Raw genomic sequence first — 22,464 nt, 5'->3', positions numbered from 1 at the left:
TTGTCAATCGATCTCCCTCAACAACCATTCTGCCCGCTTTACGCTCTCTTGCGCCGTGCCGAGTTTTCGAACCAACCGGGATTTTCTATCACTGTTTTTTTCTGCATCAATTTCAGCCTCAAGATCCGCTGCCTTTTTGCGCAACTTCTTAAGCACTTTTTGAACATGACTGGATTTAATTTTCTCTGCTTTGCCAGCCTCAAGGCGCGAGTTGTAATCCGCCAGTTTTTCGGCAAGTTTTTTTAGTGCCATCTGAATACTCCTCGCAGATCGCCCACGCCTGCAGAATGCTACTTGCTTTCTACGACTTTCCTGTGACGCTTTTCGGAACTGGCCTCATTTGATGGCTTGTCATTCTCCGATCTACTCTCACCAAGTTCTTCTTCTTCCAAGGCCAGTAGCCGTTCGACCTCGGCCATTGCGTTGTCTCGCTCTATGTAGAAGGTTCTGGCGGCTTCGATCAGCTTTCGCATTGCGCTATAGGCATAGTCCGAGTCGTTGAGAAATGAAGTTGCCGCACCAGGAGTAAGCTGGCCTTTCCGAATAAACTCTTCGACACGGCGCGCAGCAGTCTGGGCGTCTTCTTCTATTTGTGCACGTTCCTGATCAAGCCACAGAGTACTTCGTTCCTCAGGTTTCGTCTCTTCTAGCTTCTGAATTTCGACCAGTATCCTCGCTATTTCGGTGCGCAGGCCATCATACAAGTCGGTTGCGCTACCGGTAGACCTTACCGTGTAGCGCAGGACGTTCTTTCGCAAGTGTTTGACGGATTTGACGGCCTGCACGATGTCGCCGGAAACATCGCGCAGTGCATAGACCCGTTCCGCTACATCTGGCTCGACACGTTTTTCGCCTACCCGCGTCGAGAACTCTACAATTGCGGAATAGAGGGTCTTGATCTTGCGCTGGTAACTTTCCTCAATATCCATGTCAGTCGGGGTTCGGCTGTTTCGAACCACCTCTGCAACGCTTTTCGCGCCGAGAACATCCTGCCGATGAAGGTTCAGGCCATGGAGGATTACCGTCATTGCGTTGTCGTAGAGGTGCAAAACTTCTTTTCGAAGCGCGATTTCAAGCGTCTGCGGGAAGTCGTCGACTGCATCGTTCAGGTAACGCGGCTGACTGACGTCCGGGGTTGGCTCGACAATACTTTTCTCAAGAAAAGTGATCAGCCTTTGCATCAAAGGCAGCATAAGCAAGACGCCGAGTACGTTGAATATCGTATGGAACACCGCCAACTTCAGAGTGTAGTCCTCGCCACCGATACCGACGGCACCACTTATCAGGTCAACCAACTCACGCAGCGGAACGATGCAAACCAAAGCGACCAGCGCCGTGGCTGTATTGAAGATCAAGTGCGCCAATGCGAGGCGCTTGCCCTGAAAATTGGCACTGATCGAGCCTATGATCGCCGTAATCGTGGTGCCAATATTTGCCCCGATCGCCAGGGCCAGTGCATTGTCATAGCTTATTTGCGAGGCGGCGAGCGCAGTAAGCGTCAGCACCATCGTTGCGTGGCTCGACTGCATTATCACTGTCGCGACAGTACCCAACAGACAATAGACCAGCAGCCCCCAAAATCCCGGCAAGGCAAATCGGATAAGGTCCACTTGGTCCTTGAACGCGTCGAAACCCTCTTTCATGTAGTGAATACCCAGGAACAAAAAGCCCAGACCACCAAAAACGTAGCCAATCCCGCGCAGGACCTTCGACTTCTGGAAGACAAGGATTATGCTGAGACCTATAATCGGCATCGCATAGCTGGCGATATTCAACTTCAAGCCCAGACCAGCGACCAACCACGCACCCGTTGTCGTCCCGATGTTGGCCCCGAAAATGATCCCTACCCCACCGATTAGAGAAATGAGGCCAGCACTTAAAAATGATATCGTAATGACCGAAACCAATGAGCTGGATTGCAACAGAGAAGTAGAGACGAAACCGAATAAAAGAGATCGCGAAACGGATTTTGTCGCACGCTGAAGCATCCGTTCCAGCGTGCCGCCGCCAAGTAGCTTGAACCCGTCTTCCAGCATCAGCATGCCGAACAAAAAAATGGCAATGCCGGCTGCAATTACCTGCACGTCAGGACTGGCCCAAAAGGCAATCAGTATCGCGCCAATTACGACCGGAAGATAGTACTTGATCATTCAATCAGTCCAAAAAGCTTGGATCACTATAACTCCCACGCGCAAGATTGACGACCGACATGCCTCATTGGTTCAAACTATGGCGTAAAATCTCTGCTTGACCAAATTGTTTGAAGTGCTCTTCTGCTTTAATTCGATCTAAAGCGTTTCAGCCAAAACCTGAAATGCAAAGCATTCCGAATGCAGCTTGGATGTGTTTCATCCTGACCGCCAGGATGGATCATATCAGCACCTTTGCCATCAGCGTTTCGGGCGCAGACTCAGAAGTATATTGAAGAAGGGTAAAGTGGGCGTACGGCGGCGTTGCGTTTACGGTTGTCCGGGCAGCCGACGTGCACAACGGCAGGCCCCTTGGTGAGATCGCCGCAGCAACGGTGCACGCAGAATTCTAAATTCACAGCCGGTCGCCGTTGGCGCTCCTGTCGCCCGCGATCCGATGTACGATTTTAGAAGTGCGTCAGCCAACGCCCCTTTTTGAACGGATTACCCGAAAACCGGTGCTGCTCGCCTAGGGTGCCAAGCCGGGGGTAAGGGTTCGAAAGCGGTTTATGACATCCCTGATCCCACCGGAGCGTACCCTGTTTGAACTGAAGATTTTCTTGATAACAACAAAAGTGCTCCCCGCTATCTTGCGCTGGAAATTCCCGCGCAACTTATTGACGAGTTGAGATTCAGGGCGATAAATCAATATAAACGCGGGATTCTGAAGGATTTCCCTGATATTTTCCCACCGGCAGGGAAATTTGACCGCAACCAAAGCGCGTAGTGCGGCCGACAGAGACAATACGGGTGAGTTGCACGAGAACGGGGGGTCGATCGTCTCTCGGACAGATGGCATTGCTCAGGCGCCCGGGAAATCGGGAAAGACTACTTAAGCAAGACTGTGCTAGTTGTTTCCGGTATGGCTCGCGGTGCTGTCAGGCAAACTCGAACCAGACTCAGCTAGGCCAGTAGAGCGGTCGGCTACGCCGCGCCAAGCGCATGCCACTCAGCAAGAGCGGTGGACCGGTTTAGCTAGAAAGTGTCTCGGCTGATAAGTGATTTTTCCTGGCTGAAGTGTTTGTTGGCAAAGAAATAGACAGCGGCGAACTTCTGCACACATCGCATCCGCCGGAACCGCTGCATTGTGCGTTCTCTTCGTCGGAATGGGAGCTGGGAGTTTTCAATTCAGTTGTTGAGCCACCTACCCGTCTGTTATTTTCGGCAGCTCAAAGCGCTCTGAGCGCGGCCCGACAGGATGCGATGCGATCCGTAACGACTTTTCCGCCGCACCATGGCGCCTCGCTGATTTCTAGAGAAATCTCAATGCTGCCAGCCCGTTTCGACGTTTTGTGACCACAGCTTCGAGCACCTCGTTTTCATGATCGACGGCCCGCTACAAGTAGTGCCGCCTGTCATTGATCCTCACGTACACTTCGTCGACATGCCTTTTCTATTTTGAGTATGCCCGCAACGGTTGGACCCGTTTTCTCTGGATTTCTGATGCGAACATCGGAGCGAAATGGTTCCTCCAGCACCGCACTGCCTCGTGGCTGATGTCGATGCCCCGCTGATGCAACAGGTTCCGGGCGTATCGACGCAACAGAGGAAACTGACGTAAAGTATCACGGCAAGAAGAAGTATCTCTCGACGTGCCTTGAATTCCCAGACGGGCGATCGTTTAGTCGTTGACTGAGGCTACGAAAGCCACCTGCCCGCCGCAGTCTGATTTCTTCCGACAAGAGCTGTAGAACAGCTCGAACATTTTGTTTATAATATAGAAACAAACAGTCGCTAACAGAGTTCATTGATTGCGTTAAAGCATCAAAATGACGCCAATAACCGAGATTCACTGGGGTGTTCGCGATATGTGCTGCCTCAATCGGTTAATGTAGTTTCAGTTTTTTCGATATTTTTCACACTCGGATATTCAGATACTAAAAATGGAAAACAACATTAGGAAATTCGGTTTTCGATTTATGTCATTGGTCGTCTCTCAACCAGTGTTTTCAAACACTAAATTAGTCAGAGAAAGCAAACTGAAGGCCGCTGAGCAGAAGCACATTGCTGACGCTCTTCAAGAGATCGCCAAATCCAAGAGGAATACGCCTCCATGGTGTTTTGTACCAACGGCTAAAAATTTGGCCGAAAACCGCAGGAACCAGAGCCGAAAGAGGCACCGCAGTCCTAAGTGGGCACACTTAGTTGAAACGACCCGTCGGCCCACAATCCATTCCAATGAGTTGCCCAAAAGCTCGGAAGGCTAACCAAGCAAGTCGATGGTACAGACCGGCACAGGGGCTGGTTTTCCGCTAGGGTCGCACAAGCGGCCGCCGTCTGTATTTGCAAAAGTGCCAATCCTGAAGACTAAACCACTACTGGCTGACGTCGGTAGGATCGGCGGTTTGGTTTTCGATGTATTAAGAACGCCCCCTGCCCCAGAACCGACGCCCCCAACAGCACCTGAGCAGCTTAGGACAATCCTGTTGCGCATTGTGTGACGTAAGGAACTGACGAATGATGTCCCTCACCCGCAGGCAAACGCCACCGATCAGCACTATTTTGCGATACTTCGTCAACAAGACGATGTGATAGCGGTGATAGAAAGCACAATGCTTGCTTGTATCATACTTGTATCAATTGCACTTATCCGGCGCTTGAAATACAAAAATCGTGATTTATCGCTCGAATTATTTGACGCTATCCTGGGTGCGAAACTCAAGTTATTTGCGAACCGGATCAGATCAGCAGCGACGGGATTGCAATTATCCGCCGCGGATCACATTGCATGCAAACAGATCGACGCGCCATCGGGTGTCAATGGGCAGTTTTACCGGAAGGGAACGTTTTGTCGGACTTGTCATCCACTTCTTCAGCGCAAAATGCCTGAACGACGTAGAAGAAGGCTCCTGTGACGTTGCACTGTAGGCGGTGCGCCCATCACACTTGCGGGGTGTAAGTCCAGGGCAGTAGGACGTTGATATCGGATTGCTTCTATCCATTGGCCGTGGCGCTCAGGATTTGGGAGAGCCAGGCGTAGGGATCACCGCGACGTGAAACACATTCTTACAAAGAGTGATTTCTAAGGCTGCAAACTCTGACATAATCCTTTCCTCCAAGTTTGTTTGAAGAAGAGGATGACCTACTTGGTCTTTCTCCGGAAAGGGCGGACCACCCCATTACTTCTAAGCTCTCTACGTCGTCATGCCTGCATTAACTGTGTGCGGCGGGAGTTGGGCGTCTCTTAGCGCCGCGCCTGCCGCACGCTCGGGCAGCACCGGTCCACGCAGCGCAAAGTGCCACAAAGGCACGCCGATGAAGAGCGTCTGACGGACGACATCATCGAATTGTCGGACAAGCAAGGGCGCTATGGGTCTCGACTGGTCACCGGTTTGTTCAACAGTGCAGGCTGGCACGTGAACCGCAAGCGGGTCGAACGCATCTAGCGGTAGGAAGCGCTGAAAGTGCAATGAGCAACCAAAGAAAGGACAGCGCTGGATGAACGATTGGTCGTGTGTTCGGCTGCGGCCGAAGCATCAAAACCACGTTTGGAGCTATGACTTCGCGCAGGATCGCACCGATGACGAAAAACCAAGACCTTGGAGCGCAACGGTACAGCTTGTATCGAGATGTTTGAAGCTATGGAGGTGTCCCATTTCTTTGCTTTCCACCCACACATGAAAGGTCAGATCAAGATCATCGAGTAGCGTGCCGAAGAAGCACAACAGATGCCTCGGCAGGGGTTACCAACGAAGGAGAGCAGACATCTGATAGGTCCGCAGCAATATGTCGATTTTGGAAATTATGCGAGGATTCGCATGATTTTGTTAAATTCCTGCTGTCGCGCAATAAAACCACTGCTCAAGCCCTAAAGCCCAACGAGAGAATTCAATAATTTCAAGAAAAATATTAACGCATTCACCTACGGTGGCTGACAGAAAGCGATGTCTCAAGCGCTTGGAAAGTCATTTCGCGGGCTTGTTCGACAAACATTTCAACGAACACAGAATCCAGATTGCTGGTGCTAACGGTCAGACGTGATCGATTGTTGAATGGTTGCCAAACCCGACATTGAGTTCAACCACCCTCCTCCGGCAACAAAAAAACGGAACCTTCGGTCAGATAGCCCTGTTGACCGGGTACATTCCAGAGCACCTTTTACCGAAAGCTGATCGAGGAATACCTGCATTGCAACTATTTACCGATGCTTACCTGCTAACTCAGCAAGGCAAGCCTGAATTTGTTGCAGTAGCAGACTTTGTTTAAATTGCACGTGACATTAGCTGTGGGCATTGTTCAAACGTTCACTAAAGTTTCGCGAATGACTACTATGCGGACATGGCAATCGGTTTCAAGTTAACATAAAAAAGCGCCGCTTTGGGGACGTTATGCGATTGATTTACCGGCAGGATTTTTTTGTTATGCCTGTAAGTAGTCTTGAACAGAGCTTCGCCACGATCATCAAAGGTCAAATCCGCGGCGATCCTTGGCTTCCCCTGTGCTTAACTGGATTTATTACTGACGGCTGTGTGTTTTTCCCAGCCGTCGGTTCAATATTCTTTTCTTGTTAGACTGTTTGTCGGGCCTCTTGCTCACGGCACGACTTTTGCGCCCGTTCAGCGCCTTGGCAAGGGCCGCGGTAAGATCAGTGTCTTCGGGATCAAGTTTCACTGCAGCTTCGGAAACAGCCACGGCCTGATTGGCTATATTAAGCTTGGACAGAATCCGCGCAATGTGCCGCAAAAGGGTCGATGCGTCATATAGTGAATCCAGCCCACCGTTGCTATGTCGTCCTGCTTGCCTTGATTGCGCTTGTCGCGCGATCAAAGAACGTCCCAACCGAAGCCAAAGCTTGGGCGATTCCGGATTGCGTTGCAACGCTTTTAGGAAAACCCGAGACGCGATGTCATGATTGCCAAGCTGGGCAAGCGTGTAGCCATAAAAATAAAGAACATTGGGTTGGTTCGGATCCGATTTCAGAATCTGAGAACACCCACGCTTAGCGGCCGCAAGATCGCCCTCTCGGTAAAGCCTGAGTGTGTTCTTCCAGACGTATCGAAGGCAGCCTCGTTCCAGCTTATCCCCCATGTTCCGGCCAGATTTGGTTACAATAATCAGCGACCTGAGATGTCGCTCTTCGGAGCAGAAGGAGTACTTGTATGGTTCGTTCCCGCGCAAGAAATCATACTGCTGCATGCCTTGGGAAATTGCGTGCCGGATGGCATAGGCATGTGTAACAAGACCCGGTGAGAGCGGGCCTTTGAACGAGGTGTCACGACCGCCGATATGGAAATTGTAGGTCTTTTTCTCGTGATCCACAAAGATACCAAGCGCGCAAAGCGGGTTGTCATTTTGCCAGAGAACGGGGAAGAAAAGCGTGTCTATAAAAAAGGCTGAACGCAGTATCCGACGCGTCGTGTGCTGAATGTTAGGCAGTTCGTCGCCTTTGCTCTCTCCCCACCGTTCGGTCCATAGCCGGTTCAATATTTTAATGTCCCGCTCAAGCGTTTCAGCAGTCGTTTGTGTGAAATAAAAGTTTTCTGATCCTTCCACTTGGCGCAAATAGCGTCTGATCTTTTGGCGGGTGTTTGACCTGACGTTCTTTGCTAGATACTCATCCCAATCATCGCGGAGCATCGTGTTGGGGCAAATTCCAAGGTTGATGCCGTTTTCATCAAACATCCGATGTGACTTGAGCTCAAGAATCTCACCGGAAAAGGCGTTCAGGAAGATTTGTAGTCTGCGTTTCGAGGCTGGGGTGTAGCGAAGTCGAAAACGCCGCCAATTCATCCTGTTCAGCATGTCCGCAAAAGCCACAATGGCTTTCTCTTCATACTCCGGATTGCAGATGAAGCCGTGATAATCCGAGACCCCGGCTCCGATCAGGTCCACCTCATTGTAAAACCCGTTTTCATCGTTCTTGGTATACAGTCGGACAGGTAGAAACGCGACAAAATCGGAACTTTCGTCGGCTTCTCGAACACCGATGACAAAGCCGCCGCGCCCAATGCTTTCTTTGGTTCCGAACAGCCATTCATGTGACAGGAAGTAGCAGGCCTCTGGGTCTGCCTTGTACACGGAGTGCCATTGCGTCTTCAGATTGACAATTGCTTGCCAGTTTTTGATCAACTCTACCTTCATTGCTTACCCCCAAGAGCTTGCGTCGAAAACAAAGGGGGGCGAAAAGAGGTCTCCATCAAACGCACGAGGGTTTGGAATTTCATCCAGCTATCAAGATGGTCAAAACAAGCTTTCAGGGGTCGGTGCGAGGCAAGTTTACGGACTTGCCCAAAGCTGGCCCAACGGAGCTTTTCACTGAAATCAACCAGTTCAAAAGCTTCAATTCTGATTGCGGGTGCAAAGTTCACCGCGATCCGTTGCTTCATCTCGTTACCCAAAGACGCGGCTGCGGCAAAAACATTTACATTCAAACAATTAAATTTCGGCGCTTCTTTAAGGCAAAAATGTGGCGCAGATGACGATAGAATGCTGGTATTATTTCCGAATTATGCTCGATTTTGGGAATGGGCTTGCTATTGTTTACCTAAAGCAAAAAGTACAAGCATTGGTAGAGTTCGATACGAAACTTTAAACAAGAGTTTGGTTTGTCCCCATCGGGTGGTTCGGGTCAGTTGCGAGTGCATGGATGGCCTGCGCTGCTCCCAAACCTTGGATCACTGAGGAATCTGATGTCCGGTTTTAAGCGGCTCAAGTAGCGGCACTACAGGCGTCAAGGGCCTCGAGGCGGTGATATCAGATTGTTAAGGCTGAGCGGCGGCAAGCTGGGACATTGAAGCAACTCCGAACGACTGAATAGGTAGCCACAAACCTTTGCAACCCTCCTGGAGAGCGATGACTTTGCATTGTCTTTTCTTGCCTCAGGAAACGGAGATGACTGTTTTCAGTTCGATTGGTGAGACCTTTGCACGTCCTATGGTCCAACCCCGGCGCGACAACTCGCTTGGCAGCGCCATATGAACGCATTTTGTCCGTGATGAACCGCTTGGGACTGAAACCAAGTCGCTTTATCAGGCGATACAACAACCTCTCTGCCGCCCGTCTGTCTTGTTTCGATTGGAGGATTTCGTCCAGTACGACGCCACGCTAATCGACCGCGCGCCAAAGCCAATACTTGCGACCTGAGATACTCACGGCGACTTCATCCAGATGCCAGATATCACCTGGACGACCGTGCCTCTGCCGCAAGTTTTGAGCTATGGCCGACCCGAACTTGATGACCCGACGCTGTACAGTTTCGCAAAACACATCGATCCCGCGCCGCAGCAACAACGCCTCAACTTCCCGAAGGCTCAGATTAAAGCGAACGTGTAGCCACGCCGCGCGCGCGATAATCTGAGGAGGAAGCCGATGGCGCTTGTAAGACGATGACTTCATCGATGTCACCTACGCCCAACTGCGGGCATAAGCAACCGAACGAAAGTTAATGTGACAATACCCTTCCAGTCAAACGGTTTTGCGCGGAATGATTGATCCACCAATGCGGTGTAGCATGACCTCCAACGCTCGCGGCTGCGCATCCTCGCCATTGATAGGCAAAAGATCCATCGGGCAGCAGGAAATCACCACCACGGCATCCAATTCCGCACGGAATAGCACATGATCGCCAGCGGCAGAGACTGGGGCCCGCCACTCCATCGCACCACCTTCGACGACCGGCGTGTTCATCCAGAGGTTCAGCGGGCACGGCACCGATGACGGGCGCAAACCGATTGCCGCCAGCGCCATGCGCAGATTGTCAGTGCAATTGTCGTGATATCCCTGATGCCCAAGTTGGGCATACCGGTGAATATCGCAAGACGCGACAAGCGTGTCGTGAACACCGGGCGAGGTGTCCTCAACCAAAGTCAGGATCGGGCGGCGCCGGTTGGTCACCAGCGCATCGCCGGGGTGTGGCGAGATGCAACGCAGCGTGGGGCGCAAGTGTTCCATCGACAGATATTCGTTGCAATCACCTTCGACAAAGGCCCAGAAATCGCCGATCTGGCTGCCGTCGCGATTAATGACCGACAATAGCTCTCCTTTTTGCACGCGAATTGCCCGCCCCTGACGGGCTGGGATCGTATAGGTTTTTTCCGGGCTTAGACGGCCATCAGGCGCCAGCGTTTCATGAGCGCTGGGGTTTTCACCATCGGGCCGCGCGGCATCAAAAGGCGGATAGGCGATATCCATCATTCTTTCTCCTGCAGGACGGGATGACCGTAGGGGGCTGCCGGTTCACGGTGCGGCTGCCATGACCCTTCGGCTTCCAGCTTTGCAACATGGGCTGCGATCTCTTCCAATGGCGCAAACCACACGTCACGGTGCGCCAGCACATCTTCGAGCCACCGCTCTACCACACGCCAGCGAGCCAGCCGCCCGGTCAGGAACGGATGCCAGATGCCGATCCAGAGCCCTCCGGCCTCGTATTGTGCCTCAAACTCGTCGAACGACGCTTCCAACCCGCGGCGCGGCGACATCACCGGCATCTTGTAGCCGATCTCGTCGAAATGCGCGAAAGGCGGCCAGTCATCGCTGCCCCAATGCACCGGTAATTCGAACAGAGATCCGTTTGCGGTGTCGATCCGATAAGGCAGATCGTCCGCCATCATCGAACTTTCGTAGGTCAATCCATGCTGCACGGCGAGCGACAGCACCTCGGGCGTGACGTTGTAGACCGGGGCGCGATAGCCGCGCGGGGTGTTGCCAGTCATCTTGCGGTGAACGTCAAGCGCACGTTCGAACCAATAGGTCTGTTCATCGGCGCTCTGCTCGGCGGGGTCTTCGTGCAGATACCCGTGGTGGCCGATCTCATGCCCGCCTGCAAGTATCTCCTCGACCGTTTCGGGATATTGTTCCATGACCCAGCCGGGCATGAAGAAGGATTGTTTAAGCCCCAGCCGCCAGTAGGTTTCAAGAATACGCGGCACGCCGGCATTCGGGCCATAGCGGCCCATGCTGATTGGGTAGAGACGGCGGTGCCCGTCATCTGGACGGGCGATGTGGATCAGGCTGTCGGCATCCACGTCGAAAGTAATCGCACAGGCACAGCGAGCACCATTCGGCCACTGGATCGGGTTGCGGATCATGTCAGGGTTTCCTTTTGCATCAGCAGTGTTTCGACCATGGCCGCAGTGGCCAGCAATCGGCGGTCGCTGTCTGGCGGACCGACCAACTGCAATCCCACCCAGCAGCCATTACAAGTTTTTCCGCCTGGCAGAGAAATTGACGGTAAATCCAGTAAGCTGGCTGGCATGGTCAGGCGAAGGGCCGCAGCATTTGCTGCGGCAAAAGCATCGGGGGTTTCCAGCAGCGGTGCTAATCGTGGGGCTTCGATGGCAACCGTGGGTAGAAGGTAGATGGCATCAGAGGCACGGACGGTTTCCCGCAGCTCTCTGGCGCCCCGTTGTACGCCTGCGATCCTGTCCGGATCCAGGCTGGTAGAAGCACGCAGCCGCGCCGCAACAAAAGGGTCAAGGCGAAGGGTGTCAGGGGTTTCAAGCAGGTGCCCGTGGGTCTGGACAGCCTCGAACGCTCCGGGCCAGCCACCCGAGCCGATGAGCGTTAACGCCTCATCCATGGGCGAATGTCGAGTGTGCTCGATCAAGATGTTGGTTTGTTCGAGGTCTGTCACGACCTCTTCGCATCGCTGAGAGATCGGCGCGGCAACATCGCCCCTATTAAGTACATCGATGACAACAGAAAGACGGCCAACAGCATCTGGGCTGGCCGTATCGCCGGACAGAATGGTATCCAATTCAATGACATCGGCAACCGAGCGGGCAAAGGTGCCGACCGTATCATAGCTGGGCGCGAGCGGCCTCACGCCTCCCATCGGATATCGTCCGCGTGTGGGTCGAAAACCAACCACTCCCTGAAACGCCGCAGGAACCCGGCAGGAGCCTGCTGTATCGGTGCCCACAGCCACACGTGTAATCCCGCGCGCGACAGAGGCCGCAGCCCCAGAGGACGAACCGCCCGGAACCCGCCCCTGAGTCAACGGTGTTCCGTAATGCGGATTGTATCCGATCCCGGAAAAAGCCAGTTCCGATTGATTGGTCGTGCCAATGCTGACCAGACCTGCCTTGCTGGCCCGTCTTACCACCTCTGCATCCGCGCTGGCGGGCGCATCCTCTTGCCTGCGCGCGGACCCGGCGGTCGTTGTGACGCCTTTGACGGCGATCATGTCTTTCCAGGAAACCGTGGCCCCGTCCAGCGGTCCACGGTTCTGTTTCCGTTTGTCACTGTAACGAGCTTCTGCGCGGGCACGGTCCGGGAGAAGGGACAGGAAAACCTCCTGCTCCCGCCCGGCCCGGTGCAAAGCGTCCGAGGTATCCTCGAGAACCGACCTCATGCAGCCCTCACCCTGGGGCTCGATCCCGATTGTCGCGTACTTTCCAACAGAAAACCGTCGTCGGGGTGCCAAGACGCATAGACCCGCGCCCCGATGCTTGCGTCCAACTGCTCCAGATCCCGCTGCTGAAGTTGCGCCACAAGGCTGTGACCCGACGCGGTTTCAAGGTGCAAATTGACGACAGCCCCGGCAAATTCCTCTGAGATCAGAGTGCAGGCGATTTCGTTTTCGCCCCAGCCCGGTTCAACCGTAACGGAGATCCTGTCCGCCCGAACGGCCAGATCCGCCGTGGCGCCTTTAGCCAGCCCGGCGCCGTGGGCAAGCCGGACTTTGCCGTCCGGTGTATCGAGAAAGCGTTTGCCATCCTCTTTGTCTGAAACACGGCCTTCCAGCAGGCTGATCCCGCCGACGAATTGCGCGACAAACTTACTGCGGGGGCGTAAGAAGATATCCTGCGGGCTTCCGATTTGTTCAACCTGACCGGCGTTCATGATGACCACGCGGTCGGCGAGCGAGAAGGCCTCGGAATGGCTGTGGGTGACATAGACAAAGGTGATGCCAAGCTCGCGTTGCAGCTTTTTCAACTCGCCCTGCATCTTGATCGCCATATGGGCGTCAAGGGCCGAGAGCGGTTCGTCCAGGAGCAGCACTTTGGGCTCCAGCACAAGGCTGCGGGCCAGGGCGACGCGTTGGCGCTGACCACCTGACAGACGCGCGACATTGCGATCCGCATAGCTGGAAATGCCCAGCCGCTCCAGCCAGTCATCGGCGCGACGTCGGCGTTCTGCCCGGGAAACCCCGCGCATCTTCAGTCCGAATTCGACGTTCTCACGCACGGTCATGAAAGGAAACAGCGCCAGACTCTGCCAGACCAGAGGTGTTTCCCGCTCCCACACGGGCAACTGGTCGATCCGAGTACCCGCAAGCGTGATCTGGCCGCGGTTTGCGGTTTCAAGTCCGGCAAGCATGCGCAGGGTGGTGGTTTTGCCACAGCCTGACGGACCCATGATTGCAATGAACTCCCCCTCGGATATATCCAGCGAAAATTCTTCGACGGCGATGAAGCGGCCGTAGGACTTGGCAAGCCCGTCCAATTTCAGGTGCGCGTTGGTCATTGTGTCTCCTCCTTGGACATGGCACCGCCGCTCTGGCTCAGGACCACGGCAAGTGCGATCAGAACCAGTGTCAGCGTCACAGAAAAACTCATTGTGCCGATAACGTGGATGGTTGGGTCGACCTGACCCTGAAGCGTGTTGAGAACCGCAACCGGAATGGTCTGGTTCAACCCGCCCGTGAACCATGAGATCACGTATTCGTCGAACGACACGGCAAACGTGATGAGGAAGGCGGCGAGAATAGCGGGCAGCGTATGCGGCAGCACGATGCGGATGAGCGCGGAATACGGCTGCGCGCCGAGGTTTTGTGCTGCAATTTCAAGCGTCTCATCCAGCTGCGCCAACCGCAGCCGGCATATCGCCATCGCAAAGGGTGCGGCAATCACGACATGGGCGGCGACCACAGCCATCAGCGTGCCTGCGATACCGATACGAGAGAAAAAGGCCAGCATGGCCAGCCCGAGGATGACCAGCGGTACCGTCGGCGGAAGCAAAGCCAGGGCCAACACGGCTTTCTGACCAAAGAATCGGAAGCGGTAGTCCGCATAGGCTGCGGCGAATCCCAGTGCCGTGGCGATCAATGCGGTTAGCCCGGCAACCGTCAGGCTGTTCCAAAGGGCCTCCAGCATGGCGCGGTCTGTTAGGACTTGCGTATACCATTGGGTACTGAAACCGGACATATTAAGGCTAGGGAAGCGGTCGGCGCTGAAGGAGAACAAGACCGCTGAAAGGATCGGCGCGTAGAGCAGCAGGAAGACCACTGCGAGCCCGGCGATCCAGAAGGCTTTTGGCAAGGAATGTTTCAGATGCGGTGGCATATCTTATCCTTTCTCGCGGTACGCCCAGAGGACGGTTACGAAAGCGGTGACCAGCAGGCTGGCGATCATCAGCAGCGATACAACAGCAGCGCGTGGCCATTGCTGACCGGCCCGGACAAGGTCCGTCACGAGGATCGGCAGTGTCTGAAAAGTGCCGCCGCCCAGGTAGGCTGCGCTGACGAACTCTGCATATGACAGCAGAAAGGCAAACAGCAGCCCCAGTGTCAGACCGGGCCGGGCAGCCGGCAGAATGACGCGGAACAGGATCGCGCCCGGTCGCGCACCAAGGTTGGCCGCAGCAGAGATTTCGGTCCGGTCCACATTGGCAAGCGCGATGGTTTGCAGGATGAGAACGACCGGCAAGGCCAGCGTCGCGTGGCCGATAAACAACGCGAAATAGGTGTTGAGAAGGCTTTCCCCATTACCGCCAAACGCCTGAACAATGGAAGAGATCACGCCGCCTTCGGCAAGGAACACCTGCCAGGAATAGATACGGACAAGATAGCTGGTAAAAAACGGTGCAATCGCAAATCCCAAGAGGATCAGTCGCTGGCGCGGAGTGGCAACAAAGGCCATCGCGTAGGACGCTGGAAAGGCCAACAGCGAAATCGCGACCGCGCTGGACAGCGACAGCCCGTAGCTGCGCCAGAAGCTGGCCCAGAGGAAATCCAGACCCAGAACATAGCGCCATGCCGACAGCGTTGCGTCCGGTGTCAGCCGGTAATTCACTACCGACCAGAAGGAAATCGCCACCAGCAAGCCGAGCGGCACTGCAAAAAACAAAAGCAGCCAGACGGGCAGCGGCAACACCCACAGGGCCTGCCAAGCGCGCTGGAACAGGGATTGGTACCGGCGCCCCAAATTACGGGCCGGGATAGCAGGGAAAGTCATGTCGGTATCTCCGATAGGGCTGCGGCCCCCGCTACAAAGCAGGGGCCAGACCTGCATCAGGCGTTTTTGTAGCGCGTCCAGGCGTCGTTCCAGGTTTCCAGCGATTGCTGCACCGGAAGTTCCCGCAAACGGATACGCCCGGCGCGGATTTCATCCAGCGCGTTCGGCCCGTTTAACAACATGTTCTGGCGCTGTGCCTCGCCCGGTTGTTCATCGTTCAACCGGGACCAACCCGCCTTTGTGGGAATCATGGCCGGATAGGCCTTGAGCGTAGCGGTTTTCACCTGTCCTTCTGGAGACATCATGTACTGGATAAAGGTCCGGGCCAGATCCTGGTTTTTGGAGCCTGCGCCAATCGACAGCGACTCGGTCCATTGCAGGCCGCCTTCTTCGGGGATGGTCGTAGTGACATCGGCTCCATCGCGGGCCAGCACACCGGTGATCCAGTCGCCGATTCCGGGGATCGCGGCAACCTCACCTGAGCGCAGCGCTGACAGCATGCCGCCGTAATCATAGAACCCGCGCACCTGAGGCCGGAGCGACATCATCGTATCGGTCAGTTCCGCCCAGTGTTGTTCGTCGAGGTCAAACGGCGACGCGTTGCCATTGAGAAGGCTCAACGCGCCCAGGTTGGGCAAATGCCAGTCGAAATGGCCGATCCGTCCCTCATGCTGGCTGTCCCACATACTGCGGTAGCTGCGTGCCTCAGCTTCACTCATCGCGGCGCGGTTGTGGGAAAGCCCCAGGAAACCGAACCGTAGGAAAACCGCATAGGGTTCGCCGTCGAACCAGTGGCCGCGGAAATTCTGGAACTCCGGAAAGAAGTCATCAAACGGGTAGTCCTCGGCGGCCAGCGGCTCGATGAAGCCCGCCTGTTGCAATTGCACTACATATTCCGCATCCGCCAGGACCACGTCGTAAGTTCCCGTTGGAGACTGTGCAATTTGTGCCAGCATCTGGTCACCGCCAACATACTCTTTGGCGCGGATGCGAACATTGTGCGCTTCTTCGAATGCGCCGATCACGTCGGGGTCGGCATGGCCGGCCCAGGTGAGCATCGACAACTCGCGTTGACCCTGTGCGCGCAGAACGGCTGGGCTGGCGAGCACTGCCGCGGCAGCAAGCCCCCCCTTGATCAACCGCCTCCGTGAGGTGATAATGCTGTGTGTCATCTCTTCCTCCTTTTTCATCTCACGAGTTTCAGAAAGAGCGGGCAAGAAAACAAATGACCATTCCTCAGGCCATGCTGAGATATTTTTTCGCAAACGAGAGATGCCATGCGTAAGCTACCGCCGCTAAACGCAATTCGCGCCTTCGAGGCAGTCGCTCGGAGGCTTAGCTTTGCCGAAGCCGCGGAAGAGTTGGGCGTTACCGCCACCGCCGTCAGCCACCAGATCAGGCACTTGGAAGCCTACCTCGGGTTCCAGCTGGTCGAGCGTCGCCCCCGCCAGATCGCGCTCACCCCCGCCGGGCAGGAGTTGTTCCCCAAGCTGCAGATGGCTTTTGATACCTTGGGTGAGGCTTTCGCTATGCTCGACAAGGGCGTCGAGCAATCGCTGGTCCGGGTCACGACCACATCTGCCTTTGCTGAACGCTGGCTGGTTCCGCGCTTGGCAGATTTCTTCGACAAGCACGGCGAGGTCAGGGTCGAGGTCGAAACCGATGATGAGGTTCTGGACTTGCGGGCTGACCGGTTGGATTTGGCGATCCGATATGGTCCGAAGGGCGCCGCAAACGAAGAAGCGGAAGTTTTGTTCTATGACCACTATGTCCCCGTCGGCCTGGCGGAGTTCCCGGACATGGGTTTACAAGACAGTCGGCTCTTGGGGTATCGCTGGCGCAATCCGGACATGTGCGGCCCAACCTGGGAACAATGGTTCAAGGAAGCCGGGGAACCGTTCCCGTCGGACCGCATTACCCGTTTCAGCGATGAAAGCTCGGCATTTAACGCGCTGGATCAGGGGCTGGGGCTGCTGTTGTCCAGCAGCGCACTTGTGGATGAAGGTCTGAGCTCAGGCCGCTACCGGCAAATTCCCGGTCCTATGCTGCGTGGATTTGCCTACAGTCTTGTGCTCAATCCGCTGACGCGTAACAAACTCGGCGTTAGGAAATTCACCGATTGGGTTAGGCAAGCCGCCAAACCGATATAAGCCCAATGGGCCTAAGCAATGATCTCACGGGATAGCGAAAGCCCTTCAAGGACACCATATTGCTTGGAATTTTCATGGGATTGACATTACGGCTCAAGCCCGACGTACAACTTGGCAATACCCTCCAGGCGCTTATCTGATTTCGTTGCTGGCTTAGATCGAAGAGGGTGAACTGTCGCTAAGGTTAATGCTGTCAAGGATCTCCGATGCTACGTAGATTTAGTGAAACAGGAAGAGATTTGCGTCCTCAGTTTACCCTTCTAATCGATTATCGGATTGAACGTTTCAGAATGAGGTGAGCTATAGGATAAACTTCTCTTGTCTTGCCTCTTTGTGACAAAGCTCTTCAGGACTTTACCTTCGTGATCCAAAGCTCGCCACAGATAGTGCCATTCACCGTTGATTTTCCTGAACATCTCGTCGGGATGCCAGCGCCACTACTTCAATCGCACGCCCGCAATCCGTCGTTTTCGAATTTTCGATGCGAACATCGGCCCGAACCGATACCACTAACATCGGACGTCTTCGAGGCGCACGCCGATGCCGCGTTCGTGCAGCAGATCTTCGACATCGCGGAGCGATAGCGGGAAGTGCGCGTACAGCATCACCGCCAGGCAAATGGCTTCGGGGCTGGTTTTGAAATAGCGAAATGGTGATAGGTTGGTTTTACCAAGACGCTACGAAACTGCCCTCCCCGTCTCACGCAAGTTTCTTCGGACAAAACCCTATCAGATATAGTTACGCAGTATCGCGAATTTCACTGCTAGCGAAAGACCGACAATCCACCGAAGCGCATTCCCATTAAAATGCCTTTGCTGCGTTTGCCCGATCCTTTCCCCGAAAAGAGCGCCGGTTGCGCGAAGGATCTGGCCGCTGGCAGTGCGTTTCCGGCATTATCCACATTGATCGACCGGCTCCACAGAGGGGTAACGCTCAAAAGAGGACCAGGCCGTACTTGCAATGCGGACAGGATAGCGTACTCGCGACGCATCTGAGGTCTCCTTACCGCGAGTCCGACATAGGCCACGAACCCATTTTCGCCCTCGTCACGAGCGATCGTGATTGGGCTGGTAAATTCGGCATGCGTGGCGTGTTTTCGCATATCCGGTTCCAAGCAGTCCAAGGGCGCCAAGCTAAGGTCTGGCGCGATGACACCCTCACGGTAAGAAGCGTTGGCGAACAGGTGCATCATTATTCTGTTCGAAACAACAAGCGTATCACTTACCGGGTCGAGTGCCGGTGCAGCGGTCACCTTTGCGTCTCCTTTTTCCCTCAGAATACAATGCCACTGATGGGTAAGGGCATCCCCTTCATCTCGTATGGCACTAAGCTGAAAGGCATCCGGCATTCCGTGGCTGTTCCGCAGGTTTGACGGGTATTCGTTGGTGAAGATCACGAGTTTCCCGTCCTCACGAACACGCGCGCAAGGAGAACCACCAACCCTGCGATCACCGACAGAGCCAACAACGACATATGTCGGAATATCGTCTTCCGATACGAAACTAGGCAAGCGTTCCACAGCGCCGTTCGCAACCCGCGAAACTTTCAGACGAAACAGGGCAGTAGGAAGTGCTTCGGGTGACCCGACCTCGGTCTCTGGCGAAAACTTTGCCTGAAGGTAGGCGTGATCGCCATGAACAATTATCGACTGCCGAACATCAAACCGCCCCTCAACAACCTTTCCTTCATGGAGCACTTTTGTTTTTAGGTCCACGACGTCAATCGTTTGACCGGACAGAGGATCAAGTTTCACCAAATAGCCGTTACGCGTTCCGTACAACAATTTGTTGTCTGTTGTGTAGCGCAGGCAACGTGGTGTTCCATGGCCGCGCGCGGTCGAGCCCAATTCGCTCACGATATCGGCAGTTTCACGTTTCCAGATTGTCTTGCCGTTTAAATCAAGACACCTGATCTCAGCGCGGTTGCCTACAAAAATGCAGCGCAGCGTACGCCCGTTCGAGAACTTGAGCTTTGCAAGCAGCGCACCGCCGATGAAACGCCCATGCAACCCATCTTTGATGGCCGGAAAGTCACCTAGGTCAGATTGCCAAATGACCTTGCCGGTCTCGAGGTCGATTGCTTCTAACGGCACCTCGTGTGGGCTGTCGAACACTGCAAGGGCATAATCCGTGGCAGTGTACGCCCCAAAATTTCCCCCGCCACATTTTGGGGCTGGCTTGGTTTCAATGTCCCGAATTTCCCTCAGCGGCGTCAACGGAACGTAAGAACTATCCAACAGATTTCCGTGCGCCATAGGAAAGCCCTGACCGTCCGGCTCAATGGCTACCAAGGGTCCCCAGCTCCCATTGAATCCCTGCGGGAGTTCCGGCGCGGGAATGGGATCGTCTGCATAACCGAACCGTCGCGCCAGATTGACAACGGCCGGTGCAAAGCCTTCTCCATCGCCTCGCCATGGAAGACGCGCAGTCAGTGGCGCTCTTGGCGGTGAGAAAGGTCGCAGAGTAGGATCCGCCAGGAAACCCGGATCATTTCCGAGCCTCGCGTTCGGCGGACCTTCATTGGCGAAAGGAGAACGCTCAGGATGCAACATCGCTTCGATTGCAAGGTCGGAGTCGTCGATGCCGAGCCAATTGGCGATCTGTTTTAAAACGGGTCCGGGTTTGGCCAGCAAGTCCTCTCCCCTGACCGTTCGATAGCTTTCGCTGGGAAGCGACGCAAACAATCTGTCGATCCGATCGTGTACATCAAGCCAATGGAATTGCGGGTCAAGAGTCGGCGGGCTTGTGCGCCGATCCCACCCGCTCGACCCCCAAGCTTTCAACCCCTCAAGATACCATTCTGTCGCGACGATGGACTTGCCGTTCGAGTACGGATGTCGAGCGATGCGAATGTATCTGGCGTTCGGAGCGATCCGCCTCAAACGGCTGAGACAGGCATCTGTAGTCGAATGTAGAGGGCTCTTGTCGACGATTTGGCGAGGTCCTAGAAGGCTTTCCACGTGTTCATACACGTCCTGGGTGGACATGCCTGAGCGCGACCGAAGCCAAACATCAACCTCGTTTACCGAGTCAACCGTTTGTTCACCGTGATGCAAATGTGCCAGAAGGCGAAGGACACCAGCCGGAAACGCATCCATGCCTGGAAGTATCTGATACCACCTTTCAACCGTATCAGCCGTCGCAAGATTGGTTTCGGGAAGACCGAAAAGCTCGGGATGTTGGCCAATCATCGACCCGATCACAGAGGTGAATGACCGCCCGGGCCCAAGAATGAAAATCGGTTCACGCATTCACGTCATTCGCACCTCTTTATATATCCGATCAACGCGCAGCCGTGGTAAGAGAACACTGATCAGCGACTGCCGAAAGACAATAAGGCTCTGGTGGATCATCTGTACTTGTCAAAGAAGCGGATCATTGCGCTGCCACCATCAATATCGGTGCGGGCTGGTCCCAGCCCCCTATTCTCACCGAAGCGCGTAGGCTTGGCGCCAGGCCAGTAGTGGCCTTGTCCGGGGTAAACACAGAACAGTGTCTCGCTGGCACGTCTGCAACCGGAATAGCGCGTACAATTCGCCCCCTGAACCAAGCTACTGCTTTGCTTGTGTTCGCAATTGCCGAGGCGAACCCAGTAGTCAATATTCTGAAGCACCGAGGATCGTTTCCCAGCAGTCTCGATCACACTTTCGCCACCCCTGAGAGGTGCAACAGCGTCCAACTCGCCATGCAGATGGAGCAATGGCACGGTGTGCGCCGGATTACAGCTGGACTTGTTCATAGTGTAAGCACCGGCGTAAACGGAAAAAGCTGTAATGCGGTCCGGTGCTGAGCAAGCTATCCGATAAGCCATCAGAGCACCGTTCGAATACCCGGCCAGAAAGACTTTACCGTTGAGCGGGATTTGTTTGCCGATTGCATCTACCAGCGAGAGAATGTAGCCGACATCGTTGATTTGCCTTCTTTGAGCCGCCGCACAGCATTCACCAGCATTCCAGCTGCGGCGGACTCCATCCGGATACACGACTACGTAGTTGCTGGAACCGTCTTGGGCATGCAGGCGGCTTGTTTTCGCCATGATTTCGCCAGTTGCAAAGCCCGGGTGCAACGCAACGATGATCGGCCAACCTGCTTGTGGTGACGAGCCGTCCGGAATATAAGCCTTAGCCGTCCGCGTGACCCCATCGACCTTCAGCTTGAAACCTAATTGGCGTGCCGATGCTTGCGTAGCCAAAAGCGCAAGCGCAAGCGCTAACGCTATTAGCGCCAACGCAAAACGCGGGAATGCATCTCGAAGTCTGGCGCTTGATGACAGCTTGCTAATCTGTTTCATATCATCAACTCCAATACACCAGCTTACCGACAAAACGTCCGATTGATGTACTCGATGCAGCTCGGGTGCCTGTCGGAATTATACCCGATCAAATGCGGACACTTCTGGTTTGGACCCTGATTCAGCCTAGAAGCAGATTTGAGAGCACAGCTGCCACCGATGCTAAAAAAATCAATTCTCCGGGCCCAGGTCGCCTTCGATAATCTGATCCTCGAACCCGCGAATGTTGTCATCATTCGCGCCATTTTGGGCTGCACGCGCACGAAATCCTGTTTGGGCGCTGACAAATCGTGGCGCTCCAAAATGTCCACCGCCCTGATTGGCGTCCTGTTGCCTGCCAAACTCTGCCGCAGAACCTGGTCCTTGCGGCCCACCAAATCCAGCTCTCGCGTTGGCGCCGGCGCGTCTGCGCGACATCATCCAAAGAAAGAATGCACGTCGTCTTCCCGGGCCGCTATTGCCCTGTTGCAGCCCGACCCAGTCGTCACCACCTCGACCAGCCGGAGTATTTTGCTCGCCAAAGCCGCCGCCCGCGCCTTGGAAACCACCACCCTGAGGTTGCCTGCCGCCAAAACCGCCTGCTCCCACGCCCGGGCCAAAACCACGTCCGCCAAAGCTACCGCCCGCGCCTTGGAAACCACCACCCTGGGGTTGCCTGCCGCCAAAACCGCCTGCTCCCGCGCCCGGGCCAAAACCACGTCCGCCAAAGCCGCCGCCCGC

15 protein-coding genes and 4 pseudogenes are annotated in these 22,464 nt (G+C 54.9%); 3 read left to right on the top strand and 16 right to left on the bottom strand.

The window, feature by feature from the left end; genetic code table 11:
- Window positions 1-3: 3 nt before the first annotated feature.
- The 3 genes and pseudogenes from AC2FIT_RS06565 to AC2FIT_RS06555 form a co-directional block, all read right to left on the bottom strand.
- The gene (locus AC2FIT_RS06565) at window positions 4-252 is read right to left on the bottom strand and encodes a hypothetical protein (RefSeq protein WP_496827821.1); all 249 of its coding nucleotides are present in this window, start codon (window positions 250-252) and stop codon (window positions 4-6) included.
- Between the two features lie 38 nt (window positions 253-290).
- Entirely contained in the window at window positions 291-2,150 is a 1,860-nt protein-coding gene (locus AC2FIT_RS06560) for a Na/Pi cotransporter family protein (RefSeq protein ID WP_496827819.1), read from the bottom strand.
- A 1,014-nt stretch (window positions 2,151-3,164) separates the two neighbouring features.
- Window positions 3,165-3,773 (bottom strand): annotated as a pseudogene (locus AC2FIT_RS06555) (IS6 family transposase).
- 1,538 nt (window positions 3,774-5,311) lie between these two features.
- Between AC2FIT_RS06555 and AC2FIT_RS06550 the strand changes: the two are divergent.
- Both AC2FIT_RS06550 and AC2FIT_RS06545 read left to right on the top strand, forming a co-directional pair.
- Window positions 5,312-5,714 (top strand): annotated as a pseudogene (locus AC2FIT_RS06550) (IS3 family transposase); the annotation flags it as partial.
- Between the two features lie 486 nt (window positions 5,715-6,200).
- Entirely contained in the window at window positions 6,201-6,395 is a 195-nt protein-coding gene (locus AC2FIT_RS06545; RefSeq protein WP_496827817.1) for a hypothetical protein, read from the top strand.
- A gap of 249 nt (window positions 6,396-6,644) precedes the next feature.
- Here AC2FIT_RS06545 and AC2FIT_RS06540 read toward each other — a convergent pair whose 3' ends face one another.
- The 9 genes and pseudogenes from AC2FIT_RS06540 to AC2FIT_RS06500 form a co-directional block, all read right to left on the bottom strand.
- Window positions 6,645-8,270, bottom strand: a complete 1,626-nt coding sequence (locus AC2FIT_RS06540) for a GNAT family N-acetyltransferase (RefSeq protein ID WP_496827815.1) — start codon at window positions 8,268-8,270, stop codon at window positions 6,645-6,647.
- Between the two features lie 612 nt (window positions 8,271-8,882).
- Window positions 8,883-9,524: pseudogene (locus tag AC2FIT_RS06535) on the bottom strand (IS6 family transposase).
- 69 nt (window positions 9,525-9,593) lie between these two features.
- Window positions 9,594-10,322 carry a DUF1989 domain-containing protein gene (locus AC2FIT_RS06530; protein ID WP_496827813.1) on the bottom strand — a complete coding sequence of 243 codons (729 nt, stop codon included), beginning with the start codon at window positions 10,320-10,322 and terminating at the stop codon, window positions 9,594-9,596.
- Entirely contained in the window at window positions 10,319-11,215 is an 897-nt protein-coding gene (locus AC2FIT_RS06525; RefSeq protein WP_496827811.1) for a polysaccharide deacetylase family protein, read from the bottom strand. Before AC2FIT_RS06525 ends, AC2FIT_RS06530 begins: the two co-directional genes overlap by 4 nt.
- Window positions 11,212-12,480, bottom strand: a complete 1,269-nt coding sequence (locus AC2FIT_RS06520) for an amidase family protein (protein WP_496827809.1) — start codon at window positions 12,478-12,480, stop codon at window positions 11,212-11,214. The genes AC2FIT_RS06525 and AC2FIT_RS06520 overlap by 4 nt, the downstream gene beginning before the upstream one ends.
- Window positions 12,477-13,595 carry an ABC transporter ATP-binding protein gene (locus AC2FIT_RS06515; protein WP_496827808.1) on the bottom strand — a complete coding sequence of 373 codons (1,119 nt, stop codon included), beginning with the start codon at window positions 13,593-13,595 and terminating at the stop codon, window positions 12,477-12,479. The genes AC2FIT_RS06520 and AC2FIT_RS06515 overlap by 4 nt, the downstream gene beginning before the upstream one ends.
- On the bottom strand, window positions 13,592-14,413 hold the full coding sequence (locus AC2FIT_RS06510; protein ID WP_496827807.1) for an ABC transporter permease: 822 nt from the start codon (window positions 14,411-14,413) through the stop codon (window positions 13,592-13,594). The genes AC2FIT_RS06515 and AC2FIT_RS06510 overlap by 4 nt, the downstream gene beginning before the upstream one ends.
- Window positions 14,414-14,416: 3 nt before the next feature.
- Entirely contained in the window at window positions 14,417-15,304 is an 888-nt protein-coding gene (locus tag AC2FIT_RS06505; protein WP_496827805.1) for an ABC transporter permease, read from the bottom strand.
- A gap of 56 nt (window positions 15,305-15,360) precedes the next feature.
- A complete protein-coding gene (locus AC2FIT_RS06500; RefSeq protein WP_496827803.1) occupies window positions 15,361-16,476 on the bottom strand; it encodes a polyamine ABC transporter substrate-binding protein in 1,116 nt (371 codons plus the stop codon).
- A gap of 105 nt (window positions 16,477-16,581) precedes the next feature.
- Between AC2FIT_RS06500 and AC2FIT_RS06495 the strand changes: the two genes are divergently transcribed.
- The gene (locus tag AC2FIT_RS06495; RefSeq protein ID WP_496827801.1) at window positions 16,582-17,454 is read left to right on the top strand and encodes a LysR substrate-binding domain-containing protein; all 873 of its coding nucleotides are present in this window, start codon (window positions 16,582-16,584) and stop codon (window positions 17,452-17,454) included.
- Between the two features lie 311 nt (window positions 17,455-17,765).
- Here the strand turns inward: AC2FIT_RS06495 and AC2FIT_RS06490 are convergent.
- The 4 genes and pseudogenes from AC2FIT_RS06490 to AC2FIT_RS06475 all read right to left on the bottom strand — a co-directional run.
- A pseudogene (locus tag AC2FIT_RS06490) lies at window positions 17,766-18,074 on the bottom strand (DDE-type integrase/transposase/recombinase); the annotation flags it as partial.
- A 143-nt stretch (window positions 18,075-18,217) separates the two neighbouring features.
- Window positions 18,218-20,704: a sulfotransferase family protein gene (locus AC2FIT_RS06485; RefSeq protein ID WP_496827799.1), complete on the bottom strand. Its 2,487-nt coding sequence runs from the start codon at window positions 20,702-20,704 to the stop codon at window positions 18,218-18,220.
- A 98-nt stretch (window positions 20,705-20,802) separates the two neighbouring features.
- Entirely contained in the window at window positions 20,803-21,744 is a 942-nt protein-coding gene (locus AC2FIT_RS06480; protein ID WP_496827797.1) for a CE1 family esterase, read from the bottom strand.
- Window positions 21,745-22,160: 416 nt separating this feature from the next.
- Window positions 22,161-22,464 (bottom strand): hypothetical protein (locus AC2FIT_RS06475; protein ID WP_496827795.1); only part of this gene is annotated, 304 nt, incomplete at its 5' end.

Source organism: Ruegeria sp. YTSA135, assembly GCF_059610165.1.
The sequence above is the reverse complement of the archived record's forward strand: the minus strand, read 5'-3'. Positions and strand labels throughout refer to the sequence as shown.

Bases quoted from the DNA above. Each gene is read 5' to 3' on its own strand.
- AC2FIT_RS06565 (WP_496827821.1), bottom strand. From the start codon at position 252: ATGGCACTAAAAAAACTTGCCGAAAAACTGGCGGATTACAACTCGCGC.
- AC2FIT_RS06560 (WP_496827819.1), bottom strand. From the start codon at position 2,150: ATGATCAAGTACTATCTTCCGGTCGTAATTGGCGCGATACTGATTGCC.
- AC2FIT_RS06540 (WP_496827815.1), bottom strand. From the start codon at position 8,270: ATGAAGGTAGAGTTGATCAAAAACTGGCAAGCAATTGTCAATCTGAAG.
- AC2FIT_RS06530 (WP_496827813.1), bottom strand. From the start codon at position 10,322: ATGATGGATATCGCCTATCCGCCTTTTGATGCCGCGCGGCCCGATGGT.
- AC2FIT_RS06525 (WP_496827811.1), bottom strand. From the start codon at position 11,215: ATGATCCGCAACCCGATCCAGTGGCCGAATGGTGCTCGCTGTGCCTGT.
- AC2FIT_RS06520 (WP_496827809.1), bottom strand. From the start codon at position 12,480: ATGAGGTCGGTTCTCGAGGATACCTCGGACGCTTTGCACCGGGCCGGG.
- AC2FIT_RS06515 (WP_496827808.1), bottom strand. From the start codon at position 13,595: ATGACCAACGCGCACCTGAAATTGGACGGGCTTGCCAAGTCCTACGGC.
- AC2FIT_RS06510 (WP_496827807.1), bottom strand. From the start codon at position 14,413: ATGCCACCGCATCTGAAACATTCCTTGCCAAAAGCCTTCTGGATCGCC.
- AC2FIT_RS06505 (WP_496827805.1), bottom strand. From the start codon at position 15,304: ATGACTTTCCCTGCTATCCCGGCCCGTAATTTGGGGCGCCGGTACCAA.
- AC2FIT_RS06500 (WP_496827803.1), bottom strand. From the start codon at position 16,476: ATGACACACAGCATTATCACCTCACGGAGGCGGTTGATCAAGGGGGGG.
- AC2FIT_RS06495 (WP_496827801.1), top strand. From the start codon at position 16,582: ATGCGTAAGCTACCGCCGCTAAACGCAATTCGCGCCTTCGAGGCAGTC.
- AC2FIT_RS06485 (WP_496827799.1), bottom strand. From the start codon at position 20,704: ATGCGTGAACCGATTTTCATTCTTGGGCCCGGGCGGTCATTCACCTCT.
- AC2FIT_RS06480 (WP_496827797.1), bottom strand. From the start codon at position 21,744: ATGAAACAGATTAGCAAGCTGTCATCAAGCGCCAGACTTCGAGATGCA.